A 15,359-nucleotide genomic window follows, 5' to 3' on the forward strand; every position below is an offset into this window, starting at 1 on the left:
TCTCACCCGTTTCGTCGCACCTGATTGACCAGGTCGCTCACATGATCCGGATTGGCCTGCGGTGTGATTCCGTGCCCGAGATTGAAGATCAGCGGTCCATTGCCCAGCGCCTGCAGAATGGCATCGATACCTTCGCGTAAAGCGTCACCGCCGGCGACGACCCGCATCGGGTCGAGATTGCCCTGCACCGGGCCTTCCTTCTGCAGCTCGACGGCAAAGCTCAAAGGTACGGACCAGTCCAGACCGATCGCATCCGCATCGATCTTCTGCCGATAGGTCTTCAGGAGAACGCCGGCACCCTTGGCGAAAGCGATGATCTTGGCCGATGGACGGCGCGACTTCACCGAACGAATGATCCGCGCAACCGGTGCGATGCAGAATTTCTCGAACTCAGCCTCGCCCAGCACACCGGCCCAGGAATCGAAGATCTGCACGGCATCGGCCCCGGCATCTATCTGCGCGACAAGATAGTCGGCCGAAACATCCGCCAGGAAATCGAGAAGCCGGAGGAAAGCCTCCGGATGGCGGTAAGCGAACAGCCGGGCGGGGGCCTGGTCCGGGGTTCCGTGTCCCGCGATCATGTAGGTCGCCACCGTCCACGGCGCTCCACAGAAACCCAGCAGCGTCGTCTCCTCAGGCAGTTCATGGCGCAGTCGTGTGACGGTCTCCATGACCGGCTTCAGGTGATCGAGAATGCCGTCCTCTCGCAAACCATTGATGCCGTCGACATCGATGGGATCCATCTGTGGTCCATGCCCTTCGGTGAAGCGGACATTGCGCTTCAATGCATCGGGAATGACGAGAATGTCGGAAAACAGGATGGCCGCATCAAACGCATAACGACGGATCGGCTGAAGGGTAACCTCGGTGGCAAATTCAGGCGAATAACAGAGATCGAGGAAACTGCCGGCCTTCTGCCGCGTTTGACGATATTCGGGAAGATATCGTCCTGCCTGCCTCATGAGCCAGATTGGCGGGGGCGAGACCGTCTTTCCGTTCAGGACTTCAAGGACTTTACGGTTCGGAGCGCTCAAGGCCAAGGCCCTTTCAAAAAAGAAAAGATATATAGAGTCTTCTTCTATTTCTAAGAGTCTGTGGGGATCAAGGATTAAAGCCGCTCCACCGGTTGTGCCGCTTCGTTGCCAACTTCCACGACCTTCGCGCTATCGCCAGGGTGAAACAGCCAGTCTCTGGGGATAACATCAAATTAACCCACGGATTCAGATGGATGGGGGACGATGCGGAATTGCCCGTTCTGTGGATAAAGTCCGGCATGCGCTTGGCAGGTGCGACTTCTTAACACAATCCACAGCCCCCCAATTGTGCAGGCATCGGTGCAGCCAACTGTGGATAAATCGGCACTTTTCCCCTTGCCTATCGGCTGCCTCGACCGCTAGCTGTGTTTATCCCGGATTATCAACAGGCGGCGGAGAACATCGTGGAGAACCGGAAAAACTTCTTCCATCTCCACCTGATTTCTGACTCCACCGGCGAAACGCTGATATCGGCAGGCCGCGCGGCGGCGGCACAGTTTCGCGGCTCCAACGCGATCGAGCACGTTTATCCGCTGATCCGCAGCAAGAAACAGATCAATGCGCTGATCGAGGCAATCGACCGCGAACCAGGCATCGTTCTTTACACCATCGTCGATTCGGATTTGGCCGCTTGGATAGAGACGAGTTGTCGCGAACTTGGCTTGCCCTGCGTCAACGTCCTGGCCCCGATCATCGAGACGTTCCAGACCTATCTCGGGGCGCCTTCGCGTGGACGTGTGGGCGCGCAGCATGTCTTGAATGCCGAATATTTTGCCCGCATCGAGGCGCTCAACTTCACCATGGACCACGATGACGGCCAGGCGCCGGAGGATTATGACGAGGCGGACGTGGTGATCATCGGCATCAGCCGGACCTCGAAGACGCCCACCAGCATCTATCTCGCAAACCGCGGCATCAAGACGGCGAATATCCCGATTGTCCCGGGTGTGTCACTGCCGGATAGTCTGCTTTCGGCGACACGTCCGCTGATTGTCGGACTGATCGCGACATCCGATCGTATTTCCCAGGTGCGCGAAAACCGGATTCTCGGAACCACCGCCGGATATGATCGCAGTGATTATGTCGACCGCGCCTCGATCACCGAAGAATTGAAATATGCCAGGTCGCTCTGCGCGCGCAACAACTGGCCGATCATTGATGTCACCCGCCGGTCGATCGAGGAAACGGCCGCTGCCATCGTTGCCCTCCGGCCGAAGCTGCGTTAAGCGAATCTAGCCAATTGCTCTGGAAGTCGCCATGACCGTACACCTGATACTTGCCTCTGGTAGCCAAGCCCGGCGGGAATTGCTTCACAATGCGGGATTAGCCTTTACCGCCGAACCGGCGGGGGTTGATGAACGCGCGATAGAAAATGACTTGCCGGCAGACAAAAGAACGCCGGAAGGCATTGCCGAACAGCTTGCCATTGCCAAAGCGAGGGATGTCTCCACCCGGCACCCGGGAGCCATGGTCATCGGCTGTGATCAAACCATGTCGCTGGGGGACCGCCTACTTCACAAGGCTGCGGATCGCGCCGGCGCCCGCGCGACGTTGGATGCGCTCCGGGGACAGACCCATCATCTCAACAGTGGTGTATGCCTTGTCCGGGATGGCGAGGTCCTCTGGTCTCATGTCGGCATTGCGCGAATGACAATGCGTGATTTTACCGATGATTTCCGCGAGGAATATCTCGACCGAAACCTTGTGTGCATCCTCGGCAGTGTCGGCTGCTATCAATTGGAGGGAGAGGGAATCCAGCTATTTGATGCGTTTGACGGTGACTATTTCACCATTCTCGGATTGCCGATTCTACCTCTGCTGACGGCGCTGCGTACACTGGGCGTTAACCATGCATGATTCACGTGAAACATTTTCGCCGCGGGCGTTTGTCGCCGGCTATCCAATCAAACATTCGCGCTCACCGCTGATCCATCGTCACTGGCTGAAACACTTCGGCCTGCCGGGTGACTACGAGAGGGTTGCTGTATCGCCGGAGGACTTCGCCGATTTCATCCGGTCGGTAAAGGCGGGCGGCGATTATCGGGGTGGCAACATAACCATCCCCCACAAGGAAGCAGCGTTTCATCTGGCCGATCGGCCGGATCAACTGAGCGAGGAACTGGGGGCGGTCAATACGCTGTGGATGGAAGATGGCGCGCTGCACGCGACCAATACCGATGGTTTCGGCTTCACCGCAAACCTTGATGCCAGCCATCCGGGATGGGACAAGGTGGATGTCTGTGTCGTGCTCGGGGCAGGAGGGGCCAGTCGTGCGATCGTTCAGGCCTTGCGGGACCGTGGTCTTGCGGAAATCCATATCGTCAATCGTTCGCTTCATCGCGCCGAGGAACTGGCGGATCGTTTTGGCAGGCCGCTACGGGCGCATGGCCTGGATGCCTTGCCAGAACTGATGCAAGGGGCGGGCCTGTTCGTGAATACAAGTTCACTGGGGATGGATGGGAATCCGGCTCCGCATCTTCCGTTTGCCGGCATGCGAACCGGCGCCCTGGTCACCGATATTGTCTATGTCCCGCTGAAGACGCCGTTCATGCTGCAGGCGGAAGACGTCGGACTGGCGACGGTGGACGGCCTTGGCATGCTGTTGCACCAGGCCGTTCCAGGCTTCGAGAAGTGGTTTGGTCGCCGGCCAACTGTCACGCGGGAACTGCGCGAACTCATTCTTGCAGATATCGGAGCGCACGTATGATCGTGATCGGCCTCACGGGATCAATTGGCATGGGCAAATCGACGACGGCAAAGCTTTTTGCCGACGAGGGAATCCCGGTCAATGATGCGGATCAGGTGGTTCACGACCTTTATGCTGGCGCGGCTGTGGCGGGCGTGGCCGCGGAATTTCCCGAAGCTGTTGTCGCAGGCGTTGTAGACAGGCAGATACTGGCTCGGGCTCTGGCGAAGAATCCGGCTAACTTTAGAATCCTTGAAGCGATAATTCATCCGCTTGTCAGAGACCGGGAGCGCCAGTTCGTCGAAATGCATCGTGCGAAGCACACTGCGATTGTCCTGCTGGACATCCCATTGCTATTCGAAGTTGGGGCACAAGACCGTGTCGACGTGATCGTCGTCGTGACCTGTGATGCGGCGATCCAGCGGCAACGGGTCATGGCCCGCCCTGGCATGACGGAGGAGAAGTTCGCGCTCATACTGGCGCGGCAGATGCCGGACGCAGAAAAGCGGCACCGGGCTGATTTTATCATCGATACCTCGCATGGCATTGACAGCGCGCGCAGGGAGGTCAAAACCATCCTGCAACAGCTCAGCCAGCGCCGACCGGAGATTCATTGATCATGCGTGAGATCGTATTCGATACTGAAACCACTGGTCTTGAAACAAAAGTGGACCGAGTTATCGAAATCGGCGGCATCGAGCTGTTCAATCATTTCCCGACCGGACGAAGCTTCCATGTCTACATCAATCCGGGCGACCGCAAGGTGCATCCGGACGCATTGGCCGTGCATGGCATCACGGATGACTTCTTGAAGGACAAGCCACCCTTTGCCGACATCGTGTCTGAGATGCGCGAATTCTTCGACGGCGCTAAATGGGTCGCTCACAATGCAAACTTCGACATCGGCTTCATCAATGCGGAGTTCGAGCGACTTGGCTTGCCCGCTGTCCAGACGGATGTGGTCATCGATACCCTGGCGCTGGCGCGTCGCAAGAATCCGATGGGGCCGAATTCCCTAGACGCGCTTTGCCGTCGCTATGGAATTGACAATTCGCACCGCAGCAAGCACGGAGCGCTGCTCGACTCCGAACTGCTCGCCGAAGTCTATATTGAAATGCTGGGTGGCCGTCAGACCGCTCTTGGACTGACCTCGGTTGAAAACCGGCAGAACCGCAACGCGGATCTCCAGGATGTGGTGGAGATTTCCTATGAGCGCCCGAGGCCGATGGCCGCGCGGCTGGTGGCCAATGAAATCGAGGCACATTCCAAACTTGTGGCGCGTCTCGGGGCAGACGCCATCTGGGCCAAATTCAGCGCATGAAAAAAGGGCCCCGAAAGGCCCTTTTCCAATACTGCCATCAAATGCGTGGATCAGTTCGGTGCGCCTTGAACCTTGGCGCGCGACTGTTCTTCGGCCACGCGCTGGGCAAACATCTGCGCGAAATCGATCGGGTCGATCATCAGCGGCGGGAAGCCACCGTTGCGGGTCGCGTCGGCAATGATCTGACGGGCAAACGGGAACAGCAGGCGTGGGCACTCGATGAAGAGAACCGGCAGCATATGCTCCTGCGGGAAGCCGGTAATGCGGAACACGCCGCCATAAACCAGTTCGGTCGCGAAGACGACCTTGTCGCCTTCCTTGGCTTCAGCGGTCAGCGCCAGCACGACGTCAAAATCCGTTTCCGTCAGCGGATTGGCATTGACGTTGACATTGATGTTGATCGCCGGAGCCTTGTCGCGCGCCTGAAGCGAACGCGGTGCGCCAGGGTTCTCAAAGGACAAATCCTTGATGTACTGGGCAAGAATGTTGAGGGAAGGGCTGCTTGTTCCCTGAGTGTCGTCGGCCATAGGGCTTATCCTCGAAGCGTGTTTTGTTAAGGCCATCTAACATCAAGGCTTGGCGCTTACAACCCTTGGCACAGGGGTCACAGCCTCTCTAGCGGTCGCCGATCCGGGGCCCGCGCCAGGGAGAATCGGCTTTCGGCTCGCGGCGATATTCGTCCTCGTCGAGATCGACGACGGATGTATCTTTCACAGGCTGATAGGTGAAGTCCGATGCGGTGAAGCCGCTGCGCTTGACGATGATGCGTGGCTTGGCCAGGCGCCAGGCGAAATCACGCACGAAGGGCAGGAACAGCAGAAGACCGATCACGTCGCCGACAAAGCCGGGCACGAGCAGCAGAAATGCGGCAATGACGAGCAGGCCGGCATGAACCAACTCGCGGCCGGGATCAGCGCCCTTGCTGGCTTCCGTCTGCAAACGCCGCAAGATGCCCGCTCCCTGGATCCTAAGAAGAAACAGACCAGCGATGCCTGCAAGCAGAACAAGACCGAGGGTTGCCATAACTCCTAGGGCCTGACCGACAAGAATGAGGCTGGCGATCTCAACGAGTGGCGCAAGCAAGATGAGCGCCAGGGAAATGCGCATAACGGTCTCCGAACGCCAATTGTCGATGCGATCGCAAGAGCCGGCGCAAACTCTTTGCAAAGATTGCCATTTGAATGATACGGCGCTGACGACTATATGGGAGATCGAATACGTAAATTCAATCAAGGCCGGCGGTATCCATGGGATCAAATGATTTTGTAACATTGTTCTTTCTCGTGGCGGCGGTGCTGATTTTCTTCCAGCTGCGAAGCGTTCTTGGACGCCGGACCGGTCATGAAAAGCCACCGCGCGATCCGCTCGCACAGCGCGATCAGGTGAAGGATCCGGCCGATGACAGCAAGGTCGTAACGCTGCCGCGTCGCGACGAGGGCAATGGCGAGGATCGTTTTGCGGCAATTGATGCCTTCGCAAAGCCGGGCACGCCGTTGAACGATCAGTTGCGCGAACTGACCCGGCACGATTCCAGCTTCGATCCGAAGGAATTCCTCAACGGCGCCAAGATGGCCTATGAGATGGTGGTCATGGCCTATGCCGATGGCGACCGGAAAACTTTGAAGACACTGCTGTCGCGCGACGTGCTGGACGGATTCGAAAGCGCGATCGCCGACCGCGAAAGCCGCGGCGAGGTGATCAAGTCCACTTTCGTCGGTATTGAAAAGGCGGAAATCACCCAGGCCTCGGTGCGCGAAAGCGAGGAACAGGTGACGGTTCGCATCGCCAGCCAGTTGATCACGGCCACCTATGACAAGGCCGGCGCCCTGATCGACGGCGACGCGGACACTGTGTCCGAAGTCAACGATGTCTGGACATTCGCACGCGACATTCGTTCGCGTGATCCGAACTGGAAGCTGATCGCGACCGAAGCAGAGCAATGACCGGAGGGCGTGTCGACTTTCGACTGAAGCCGGTGCGCTTCGCGGATCTGCCGGGGTGGGAAACCGACGATCCCTCGGCGGTCCTGCCGGCGATGATGGCATGCCTGGCGCATATCACCGAAGTCAAACCATATCGCACGGGGTCGCTTGGCTTGAAGGCCAGCGACCTTTTGCCGTTGCTCGATGATGCGAGACAGTTCAACCCGCGAGACCCGGCCTCGATGAGGACCTTCTTCGAGGAACGCTGCCAGCCATTCCACATAGAACCGCTTGACGGATCCTCAGGTCTGGTGACCGCATTCTATGAGCCCGAAGTGGCAGTCTCGAGCCGGCCCGACGGGGACTATCGGTTTCCGTTTTACCACCGCCCGGCGGACCTGATCGATCTGGATGAGACCAATCGTCCGGCATTCATCGATGCGTCCTATGCTTTCGCGCGCGGCAACGGCGGCGCAATTTCGCTTTATCCCGAGCGTCGGGAGATCGACGAGGGATATCTCGACGGGCAGGGCCTCGAGATCGCCTGGGCCAAGTCCAAGGTCGATGTCTTCTTTGCTCATGTCCAAGGCGCTGCCCGCCTGCGCTATCCGGACGGTCGGATCCAGCGCATCACCTATGCCGGCAAGGCGGGGCACGCATTTTCAGGCATCGGCAGGCTGTTGATCGATCTTGGAGAAATTCCGGAGGCGCAGATCTCCATGCAGTCGATCCGTGGCTGGCTGGCGAAAAATCCCGAGCGCGTTGACGAGATCCTCTGGCACAACCGCTCCTATATTTTCTTCCGCGAAGCAGAGGTTGACGATCTCGGCAAGGGTCCGATTGCTGCGGCCAAGGTACCCTTGGTGGCCGGTCGCTCGCTGGCGGTGGATCGGCAGATCCATACATTCGGCTTTCCGTTTTTCATCCATGCGGAAAACCTGACCCATCTCGACGGTGGCGCGCCGTTTGCGCGTCTGATGCTGGCGCTGGATACCGGATCGGCCATCGTCGGTGCTGCGCGCGGCGACATATTTACGGGGTCGGGCGATGCGGCCGGCGATTTGGCCGGCGCCGTGCGCAATGCGGCCGACTTCTATATATTGATCCCGAAGCAGGCAGCAGAGAGGTTTGTCTGAGTGTCAGGTGGGTCAAAACTCAATCCGGAGGATCGTATTCTGTGGGGCAAGGTCGCCCGCTCCACGCGTGCGATGCCTGGACGGCTGCAAGACCTGCTGGAATTCGAGAGACAATTCGAGGCCGAAGCAGACGCGGAAGACAAGGCGCCGGCCAAGGCCGCTCTTGCTCTGCCCGCAAGCGTCGAAAACACCCAGTCGGCGGGTCCGCGCAAACCTTCCGGTACCCACCACCCACTGGAGCGCCCGGTCAAGCGCAAGCTGTCGCGTGGCCATCTCGCTTTGGAGGCCCGCATCGATCTGCACGGCCTGATCCAGAGCGAAGCGCATGGCATGCTGTTCGATTTCCTCCACCGAGCCCATGAACGCGGATTGCGTCATGTTCTGGTCATCACCGGCAAAGGCAGCTCGCTCGGCAGCGAGGGTGCCTTGAAGCGGGCTGTGCCGCTCTGGTTTTCCATGCCGGAATTCCGCTTTCTGATTTCGTCCTATGAGCCCGCGGCGAGGCAGCATGGCGGGGAGGGCGCGCTGTATGTTCGCCTGTCGCGTCATGGAGTGGAGCGTCGATGACCCCGTTCGGCACGGCACTGCGCGAATTGCGCGAGCGCAAGGGCGTGTCGCAAAAGCAGATGGCAGCGGCGATCGGCGTCTCGCCGGCCTATCTGTCGGCGCTGGAACATGGAAAACGCGGGCTGCCGAATTTCGATTTCCTGCAGCGTGTTGCCGGTTACTTCAACATTATCTGGGATGAGGCTGATGAGCTGTTTGCCACGGCCCGCCAGTCCGACCCGCGTGTGGTTCTCGATACGGTCGGCTTGAAACCTGAATACACAGCCTTTGCCAATGAACTCGCACGCCTGATTCGCCAGTTGCCGCCGGATGTGCTACAGGAATTGCAGGCCGTCCTTGATGCTGCCAAAAATCGGATGTGAAAGGCGTAAATCCCTCGGATATCCACGGGAAACACGCCGTCCGCCTTTGGAACTGCTGCCAAAACCCCTATAGTCGAACCGCTTGAAGCTGCTGATTCGAATCAGGCAGACCCTTTGAGAATTGACTGGAAAGATTGCTGAATGACCGACTTGCCGATCACGGAAAATGATGGACCGGCCGAATATGGTGCCGACTCGATCAAGGTGCTTAAGGGGCTTGATGCAGTTCGCAAGCGCCCAGGCATGTATATCGGTGATACGGACGATGGTTCAGGTCTTCACCACATGGTCTACGAAGTGGTCGACAACGCGATCGACGAAGCGCTCGCGGGACATGCCGACATCGTCACGGTCACGTTGAATGCCGATGGTTCGGTCACGGTCACCGACAATGGTCGCGGCATTCCGACCGACATCCACACCGGCGAGGGTGTGTCTGCTGCCGAGGTCATCATGACCCAGCTGCATGCCGGCGGTAAGTTCGACCAGAATTCCTACAAGGTATCGGGTGGTCTGCACGGCGTCGGCGTTTCGGTCGTCAACGCCTTGTCGGTCAAGCTGAACCTCAAGATCCGCCGCGTCGGCAAGGTCCACGAGATCAGCTTTACCCATGGCGTGGCGGATGCGCCGCTGCGTGTCATCGGCGATTACGAAGGCCGCTCCGGCACGGAAGTCACCTTCCTGCCGAGCCCGGACACGTTCACCAACATCGAATTCGACTACAGCACGCTGGAGCATCGCCTGCGCGAACTCGCGTTCCTCAATTCCGGTGTGCGCATTCTGCTGACCGACAAGCGTCGCTCAGATATCCGCCAGGAAGAAATGGTCTATGACGGCGGCCTTGAAGCCTTCGTTGTCTATCTCGACCGTGCGAAGAAGCCGCTGGTTCAAAAGCCGGTGGCCATCCGTGGCGAAAAGGACGGCATCACGGTCGAAGTGGCCATGTGGTGGAACGACAGCTACCACGAGAACGTGCTCTGCTTCACCAACAACATCCCGCAGCGCGACGGTGGCACCCACATGGCGGGTTTCCGTGCGGCGCTCACCCGCCAGGTCACGTCCTACGGTGAAAGCTCGGGGATCACCAAGCGGGAGAAGGTCACCCTTCAGGGCGAAGACTGCCGCGAAGGCCTGACCGCCGTTCTCTCGGTCAAGGTGCCGGATCCGAAGTTCTCCTCGCAGACCAAGGACAAGCTCGTGTCGTCGGAAGTTCGACCGGTTGTCGAAAGCCTGGTCAATGAAGCGCTCAGCACCTGGTTCGAAGAACATCCGAGCGAAGCCAAGATCCTCGTCGGCAAGGTCGTCGAGGCTGCGGCCGCCCGCGAAGCCGCCCGCAAGGCGCGTGAATTGACTCGCCGCAAAGGCGCCCTCGATATTGCCTCTCTGCCCGGCAAGCTTGCCGACTGCTCGGAACGTGATCCGTCCAAGTCCGAACTTTTCCTCGTCGAGGGTGACTCGGCGGGTGGCTCGGCCAAGCAGGGCCGTTCGCGTGAAAACCAGGCGATCCTGCCGCTGCGCGGCAAGATCCTCAACGTCGAGCGCGCCCGTTTCGACAAGATGCTGGGAAGTCAGGAAATCGGCACGCTGATCACCGCACTCGGCACATCGATCGGCAAGGACGAGTTCAACCCGGACAAGTTGCGCTACCACAAGATCATCATCATGACCGATGCTGATGTCGACGGTGCGCATATCAGAACACTGCTGCTCACCTTCTTCTTCCGCCAGATGCCGGAATTGATCGAGCGCGGCCACCTCTACATTGCTCAGCCGCCGCTTTATAAAGTCTCGCGCGGCAAGTCCGTCCAGTATCTCAAGGATGAGAAGGCGCTCGAAGAGTATCTGATCACCATGGGCATCGAGGAAGCGACGCTGACACTGGCCAATGGCGAGGTTCGCGCCGGTCAGGATCTGCGCGACGTCATCCAGGATGCGCTGCGTCTACGTTCGCTGGTCGATAGCCTGCACTCGCGCTACAACCGCAACGTCATCGAGCAGGCGGCCATTGCCGGTGCGCTCAATCCAGAACTGACGGACAACCGCGCCCGCGCCGAGGCGACGGCTGCCGAAGTCGCGCGCCGTCTCGACATGATCGCCGAAGAAACCGAGCGCGGCTGGCAGGGCTTTGTCACCGACGAGGGCGGTCTGCGGTTTGAGCGCATGGTGCGTGGCGTGAAGGAATTGGCAGCTGTCGATGTCGCCCTGATCGGGTCCGCCGATGCCCGCCATATCGACCAGCTCACGCCCCGTCTGCATGACATCTATTCCGAGCCGCCGGTTCTGGCACGCAAGGATGGAAAGACCGACATGTCCGGACCGCGTGCCTTGCTCGACCATATTTTCGCGGCCGGCCGTAAGGGACTTTCGATGCAGCGCTACAAGGGTCTCGGTGAAATGAACGCCGAGCAGTTGTGGGAAACGACGCTCGATCCGAACGTCCGCTCGCTGCTTCAGGTCCGCGTCAACGATGCGACCGATGCCGATAGCCTGTTCGCGCGGCTGATGGGCGACGAAGTTGAGCCTCGGCGCGACTTCATCCAGGAAAACGCTCTGAACGTTGCCAATCTCGACATCTGATCCGAGTTGGTATCAGACACATCAAGATGGCCGCATTCGCTCGAATGCGGCCATTTTTTTGTCCAGAGATTTCACGTGAATCATAGTTAACGTGATTCACGTGAAACTCCGGGCGTTCAGATTGTCTTAAAAGCCGCCTTCGAACACGACGTCATTCAAAGGCTTGCGGTCGTTTGGCATTTCGCGGGCGCGCAGGCCTTCCGGCAAAACCGATTTGTCGCCGGGCTTTCCGATGGCAACGGCGGCCTCGACATGGAAGCCTTCCGGCGCGCCAAGCTCGGCCTGGGCCCTGTCAAAATCGAGACCTGTCATGCCATGGGCGAAATAGCCGGACTTGACGGCCTGCAGCGACAGGAGTCCCCAGGAGGCGCCGGCATCGAAGCTGTGGCTACGGAAGGGTTTCGGCGCCGAGCCATCCGCAGGGCGGCTCAGCGTGTCGGAAAATATGATGATCAGTGCCGACGCGGTCTTCGCCCAGCCCTGGTTGAACTCGTTGAGAATACCGAGAAGCTTGTCGAATTCCGGCGTGCCCTTGAGGCCGTAAACGAAACGCCATGGCTGATAGTTGAAAGCAGAGGGTGCCCAGTGGGCGGCATCGAGAATGGTCAGAAGGTCGGCCTTCGGCATTACACTGCCGTCGAAAGCGCGCGGAGACCAACGGTCGAGAAACACCGAATCAACGTTGTGCTCGGACTGACGGCTATTGCTGGTGGTCATGGGGATCCTTTGCGGTATGGGGAGGCTTGCTGACAAAGAATGGCGCAATTGCCGAACCGGAGCCAGTGCTTCCTTCGCTGTTGCACAAATCCCGTCGGTGGACCAGGAAAACGGTTAACCAGCGGATGCGCCTGGAACTTTAAGTCTTTTCAGCCATCTTCTGTTTGACGGGGGAGTAATGCACCCGTGCATCACGCTGGATGCTGTGCATCAAAAGGCTTTTGCACTGCAAAAACTCTGTTAGTGTAGCATATCGACCTGGGCTTATATGGCCCAAACGACCGGAAGGTGAGCCAAGCGATGTTCTATCAGCTGTATGAACTCAACCATGCTGTCATGGCGCCATTTCGCGCGACGGCGGATGCGATGAACCTGGCCTGGAAAAATCCTCTTAACCCATGGTCTCACACCGTCGTCGGGCGAAGCTTTTCCGCCGGCTTCGAGGTGTTTGAGCGCGTCACGCGCCGATACGGCAAACCGGCCTTCGGGCTGCCGACGACACCGGTCAATGGAGAAGCCGTCACGGTCGAAGAGGAAGTGACGTGGCGCAAGCCATTCTGCGATCTCATCCATTTCAAGCGCCATCTTCCGGCCGGGACCGAAAAGGGTCCTCGCATTCTAATCGTTGCGCCGATGTCCGGTCACTATGCCACGTTGCTGCGCGGTACGGTCGAGGCACTGCTGCCGAGCGCCGATGTCTATATCACCGATTGGATCGATGCCCGTATGGTGCCGGTGACCGATGGTGATTTCGACCTCGATGACTACATCGACTACGTGATCGAGATTCTCCACCACCTTGGTCCAGACACCAATGTGGTCGCGGTCTGTCAGCCCTCGGTGCCAGTTCTGGCCGCTGTGGCGGTGATGGAAGCCAATGGCGACACTTGCGCACCGGCTTCGATGACGCTGATGGGTGGACCGATTGACACGCGCATCAATCCGACGGCCGTCAACCAGCTTGCTCAGAACAAGCCCATCGAATGGTTCCGCGACAACGTCATCATGCAGGTTCCGTGGCCGCAGCCCGGTGTCATGCGGTCTGTCTATCCCGGCTTCCTGCAGCTCTCGGGTTTCATGTCGATGAACCTCGATCGCCATATGATCGCGCACAAGGAGTTCTACGGCCATCTGGTCAAGAACGACGGCGACTCTGCCGAGAAGCATCGCGATTTCTACGACGAATATCTGGCTGTGATGGATCTCACCGCGGAGTTCTATCTCCAGACTGTCGACACCGTCTTCATCAAGCATTCGCTCCCCAAGGGTGAAATGCTGCATCGTGGCAAGCCGGTCGACACCAAGGCGATCCGCAATGTGGCGCTTCTGACCGTCGAGGGCGAGAACGACGATATCTCCGGCGTCGGCCAGACCCAGGCGGCGCAGACGATCTGCAGCAGCATTCCGGACGCGATGCGTATGCACTACATGCAGCCGGATGTCGGTCACTACGGCGTGTTCAACGGTTCGCGCTTCCGCAAGGAAATCGCGCCGCGCATCATTGCGTTTGCCACGAAACACACCAAGGGCGTGAAGGCGACGCCCGTCAAGCGTGTCATCAAGGGTGGAAAAGCCGGCTAAGTCGAAAGCGACAATGTTGAATTTATATAAGCGGATTCAGATGGTTCTCCATCTGGATCCGTTTTTCACTTGAACGCATGCCGCGCGTTTCCCACATCGAAATCATCGGATGGCATCCTGCCCCCGATGAAACGAGGGTAATCGATGATGAACCAGTCAGCATTGCTTCGACCGGATTGGACTCCGGCGACCGTCGTCCTGATGGTCCTTGGATTCATGGTGTTCTGGCCGCTCGGCCTTGCCATGCTTGCCTACATTATGTTTGGCGACAAGTTCCAGACTTTCAAGCGTGAAGCCAACCGCAAGGCGGACGACGCGTTTGCCTGGTGCCGTTCGAGCCGCTATCAGGGTTCGACTTCGGCCACCGGCAATGTCGCCTTCGACGATTGGCGCAAGGCGGAGCTCGATCGGCTTGATGAAGAGCGTCGCAGGCTCGACGAAATGCGCGCAGAGTTCGACGCTTATGGGCGTGAACTGCGTCGCGCCAAGGACCAGGAAGAATTCGATCGCTTCATGCGTGATCGCCAACAGGTGAAATCTGCCGATCAGGGGATTGCACCAATGGGCAATTCCGGCAACTGACGGCGTGCATACGCGACCAAAACGAGGCCGGCGTCCTTGATGCCGGCCTTTTTATGCGTCATTTTCCCGCCCGAATCGGCTAAAAGACAACGATGTTCTCCCTGTTCAAAAAGCCCGCTGCAATACACAAGCCCAGCCCGGCGCTGGACAGGATCCTGGCCGTCAATGGTCGAGAGCTGCCGTTGACCATTCGCAAAAACACCCGTGCAACGCGGATCACGCTGCGCATCGAACCGGGTGGCCGCGCCTTGAAGATGACCATTCCCCATAGTCTCAAGGAGCACGACATCCAGGATTTTCTCGATCGGCATCAGGGCTGGATCAGCACAAGGCTGGCGCGCCAGACCGGTGGAAGCGCGATCGAAGATGGCGGCGAGATTACGCTGCGCGGCATCAAACACCGTATCGTCCATACCGGCCAGGTGCGCGGATTGACGCAATCGATCGACAGCGAAATCGGACACATACTCAGTGTCAGCGGGCTGGAAGATCATTTGCCGCGGCGGGTTGCCGATTTCCTCAAGAAGGAAGCGCGGCGAGATCTCGAGCGGTTGGCCGAGCAGCACGCTCGGTCTGTCGGCAAGCCTTTCAGAAGCCTCAGCCTGAAGGATACCCGCAGTCGGTGGGGATCGTGCTCCTGGGATGGCAAACTGAGTTTTTCCTGGCGGATCGTCATGGCGCCACCGCCGGTGATCGATTATCTCGCCGCCCATGAGGTGGCTCACCTGCGCGAAATGAACCACGGTCCGGCCTTCTGGTCGCTCTGCAAGCAGCTTTGCCCGCATATGGATGAATCCAAGGCGTGGTTGAAGCGCCATGGCTCCGCGCTTCATGCGATCGACTTCGGCTGATCAGGCTTCCACCGTTCAGCATA

17 protein-coding genes are annotated in these 15,359 nt (G+C 58.8%); 13 read left to right on the forward strand and 4 right to left on the reverse strand.

Translation table 11 applies throughout. The features are described 5' to 3' along the window. Positions 1 to 2 precede the first annotated feature (2 nt). Positions 3 to 1,034 (reverse strand): uroporphyrinogen decarboxylase, encoded by a 1,032-nt coding sequence (gene hemE, locus LQ231_RS01965; RefSeq protein ID WP_230170083.1) that lies wholly within the window; start codon positions 1,032 to 1,034, stop codon positions 3 to 5. Between the two features lie 404 nt (positions 1,035 to 1,438). On the opposite strand from hemE, the gene LQ231_RS01970 reads away from it, so the two are divergent. From LQ231_RS01970 to dnaQ, 5 genes are read left to right on the forward strand one after another with little or no spacing between them, the layout of a single operon-like run. Next, complete coding sequence (locus LQ231_RS01970; RefSeq protein WP_230170084.1) at positions 1,439 to 2,260, forward strand: pyruvate, water dikinase regulatory protein; 822 nt, start codon at positions 1,439 to 1,441, stop codon at positions 2,258 to 2,260. Between the two features lie 31 nt (positions 2,261 to 2,291). Beyond that, the gene (locus LQ231_RS01975) at positions 2,292 to 2,891 is read left to right on the forward strand and encodes a Maf family protein (protein WP_230170085.1); all 600 of its coding nucleotides are present in this window, start codon (positions 2,292 to 2,294) and stop codon (positions 2,889 to 2,891) included. Next, positions 2,884 to 3,741 (forward strand): shikimate dehydrogenase, encoded by an 858-nt coding sequence (locus tag LQ231_RS01980; protein ID WP_230170086.1) that lies wholly within the window; start codon positions 2,884 to 2,886, stop codon positions 3,739 to 3,741. Before LQ231_RS01975 ends, LQ231_RS01980 begins: the two co-directional genes overlap by 8 nt. Next, complete coding sequence (gene coaE, locus LQ231_RS01985; protein WP_230170087.1) at positions 3,738 to 4,337, forward strand: dephospho-CoA kinase; 600 nt, start codon at positions 3,738 to 3,740, stop codon at positions 4,335 to 4,337. The genes LQ231_RS01980 and coaE overlap by 4 nt, the downstream gene beginning before the upstream one ends. A 2-nt stretch (positions 4,338 to 4,339) precedes the next feature. Then, positions 4,340 to 5,041 (forward strand): DNA polymerase III subunit epsilon, encoded by a 702-nt coding sequence (dnaQ, locus tag LQ231_RS01990; protein WP_230170088.1) that lies wholly within the window; start codon positions 4,340 to 4,342, stop codon positions 5,039 to 5,041. A 50-nt stretch (positions 5,042 to 5,091) separates the two neighbouring features. On the opposite strand, the gene secB is transcribed toward dnaQ, so the two are convergent. After that, on the reverse strand, positions 5,092 to 5,568 hold the full coding sequence (gene secB, locus LQ231_RS01995; protein WP_113143741.1) for a protein-export chaperone SecB: 477 nt from the start codon (positions 5,566 to 5,568) through the stop codon (positions 5,092 to 5,094). Positions 5,569 to 5,656: 88 nt separating this feature from the next. Continuing rightward, positions 5,657 to 6,148, reverse strand: coding sequence for an FxsA family protein (locus LQ231_RS02000; RefSeq protein WP_230170089.1), 492 nt, complete (start codon positions 6,146 to 6,148; stop codon positions 5,657 to 5,659). Between the two features lie 140 nt (positions 6,149 to 6,288). On the opposite strand from LQ231_RS02000, the gene LQ231_RS02005 reads away from it, so the two are divergent. From LQ231_RS02005 to gyrB, 5 genes are all read left to right on the forward strand, one after another. Continuing rightward, the gene (locus tag LQ231_RS02005; RefSeq protein ID WP_230170090.1) at positions 6,289 to 6,984 is read left to right on the forward strand and encodes a Tim44/TimA family putative adaptor protein; all 696 of its coding nucleotides are present in this window, start codon (positions 6,289 to 6,291) and stop codon (positions 6,982 to 6,984) included. Then, positions 6,981 to 8,099, forward strand: a complete 1,119-nt coding sequence (locus LQ231_RS02010) for a murein transglycosylase A (RefSeq protein WP_230170091.1) — start codon at positions 6,981 to 6,983, stop codon at positions 8,097 to 8,099. Before LQ231_RS02005 ends, LQ231_RS02010 begins: the two co-directional genes overlap by 4 nt. Next, the gene (locus LQ231_RS02015) at positions 8,100 to 8,666 is read left to right on the forward strand and encodes a Smr/MutS family protein (RefSeq protein ID WP_113143745.1); all 567 of its coding nucleotides are present in this window, start codon (positions 8,100 to 8,102) and stop codon (positions 8,664 to 8,666) included. It abuts the gene before it with no gap. After that, complete coding sequence (locus LQ231_RS02020; protein ID WP_230170092.1) at positions 8,663 to 9,028, forward strand: helix-turn-helix transcriptional regulator; 366 nt, start codon at positions 8,663 to 8,665, stop codon at positions 9,026 to 9,028. The genes LQ231_RS02015 and LQ231_RS02020 overlap by 4 nt, the downstream gene beginning before the upstream one ends. 141 nt (positions 9,029 to 9,169) lie before the next feature. After that, on the forward strand, positions 9,170 to 11,605 hold the full coding sequence (gene gyrB, locus LQ231_RS02025; RefSeq protein ID WP_113143747.1) for a DNA topoisomerase (ATP-hydrolyzing) subunit B: 2,436 nt from the start codon (positions 9,170 to 9,172) through the stop codon (positions 11,603 to 11,605). A 126-nt stretch (positions 11,606 to 11,731) separates the two neighbouring features. Here the strand turns inward: gyrB and LQ231_RS02030 are convergent, their stop codons facing one another. Further along, positions 11,732 to 12,322 (reverse strand): nitroreductase family protein, encoded by a 591-nt coding sequence (locus tag LQ231_RS02030; protein ID WP_113143748.1) that lies wholly within the window; start codon positions 12,320 to 12,322, stop codon positions 11,732 to 11,734. A 300-nt stretch (positions 12,323 to 12,622) separates the two neighbouring features. Here LQ231_RS02030 and LQ231_RS02035 point away from each other — a divergent pair, with 300 nt between their 5' ends. The 3 genes from LQ231_RS02035 to LQ231_RS02045 all read left to right on the forward strand — a co-directional run bounded on the left by LQ231_RS02035 (position 12,623) and on the right by LQ231_RS02045 (position 15,336). Next, positions 12,623 to 13,903: a polyhydroxyalkanoate depolymerase gene (locus tag LQ231_RS02035; RefSeq protein ID WP_230170093.1), complete on the forward strand. Its 1,281-nt coding sequence runs from the start codon at positions 12,623 to 12,625 to the stop codon at positions 13,901 to 13,903. A gap of 147 nt (positions 13,904 to 14,050) precedes the next feature. Further along, complete coding sequence (locus LQ231_RS02040; RefSeq protein WP_230173220.1) at positions 14,051 to 14,485, forward strand: DUF2852 domain-containing protein; 435 nt, start codon at positions 14,051 to 14,053, stop codon at positions 14,483 to 14,485. A gap of 92 nt (positions 14,486 to 14,577) precedes the next feature. Next, complete coding sequence (locus LQ231_RS02045) at positions 14,578 to 15,336, forward strand: SprT family zinc-dependent metalloprotease (protein ID WP_230170094.1); 759 nt, start codon at positions 14,578 to 14,580, stop codon at positions 15,334 to 15,336. Positions 15,337 to 15,359 lie beyond the last annotated feature (23 nt).

The organism is Rhizobium sp. CECT 9324, assembly GCF_918741265.1.
Taxonomy (GTDB): Bacteria; Pseudomonadota; Alphaproteobacteria; order Rhizobiales; family Rhizobiaceae; genus Allorhizobium.

Bases quoted from the DNA above. Each gene is read 5' to 3' on its own strand.
- dnaQ (WP_230170088.1), top strand. From the start codon at position 4,340: ATGCGTGAGATCGTATTCGATACTGAAACCACTGGTCTTGAAACAAAA.
- LQ231_RS02035 (WP_230170093.1), top strand. From the start codon at position 12,623: ATGTTCTATCAGCTGTATGAACTCAACCATGCTGTCATGGCGCCATTT.
- gyrB (WP_113143747.1), top strand. From the start codon at position 9,170: ATGACCGACTTGCCGATCACGGAAAATGATGGACCGGCCGAATATGGT.
- LQ231_RS02045 (WP_230170094.1), top strand. From the start codon at position 14,578: ATGTTCTCCCTGTTCAAAAAGCCCGCTGCAATACACAAGCCCAGCCCG.
- LQ231_RS01980 (WP_230170086.1), top strand. From the start codon at position 2,884: ATGCATGATTCACGTGAAACATTTTCGCCGCGGGCGTTTGTCGCCGGC.
- LQ231_RS02040 (WP_230173220.1), top strand. From the start codon at position 14,051: ATGAACCAGTCAGCATTGCTTCGACCGGATTGGACTCCGGCGACCGTC.
- LQ231_RS02030 (WP_113143748.1), bottom strand. From the start codon at position 12,322: ATGACCACCAGCAATAGCCGTCAGTCCGAGCACAACGTTGATTCGGTG.
- LQ231_RS02005 (WP_230170090.1), top strand. From the start codon at position 6,289: ATGGGATCAAATGATTTTGTAACATTGTTCTTTCTCGTGGCGGCGGTG.
- LQ231_RS02010 (WP_230170091.1), top strand. From the start codon at position 6,981: ATGACCGGAGGGCGTGTCGACTTTCGACTGAAGCCGGTGCGCTTCGCG.
- LQ231_RS02000 (WP_230170089.1), bottom strand. From the start codon at position 6,148: ATGCGCATTTCCCTGGCGCTCATCTTGCTTGCGCCACTCGTTGAGATC.
- secB (WP_113143741.1), bottom strand. From the start codon at position 5,568: ATGGCCGACGACACTCAGGGAACAAGCAGCCCTTCCCTCAACATTCTT.
- LQ231_RS01975 (WP_230170085.1), top strand. From the start codon at position 2,292: ATGACCGTACACCTGATACTTGCCTCTGGTAGCCAAGCCCGGCGGGAA.
- coaE (WP_230170087.1), top strand. From the start codon at position 3,738: ATGATCGTGATCGGCCTCACGGGATCAATTGGCATGGGCAAATCGACG.
- LQ231_RS02020 (WP_230170092.1), top strand. From the start codon at position 8,663: ATGACCCCGTTCGGCACGGCACTGCGCGAATTGCGCGAGCGCAAGGGC.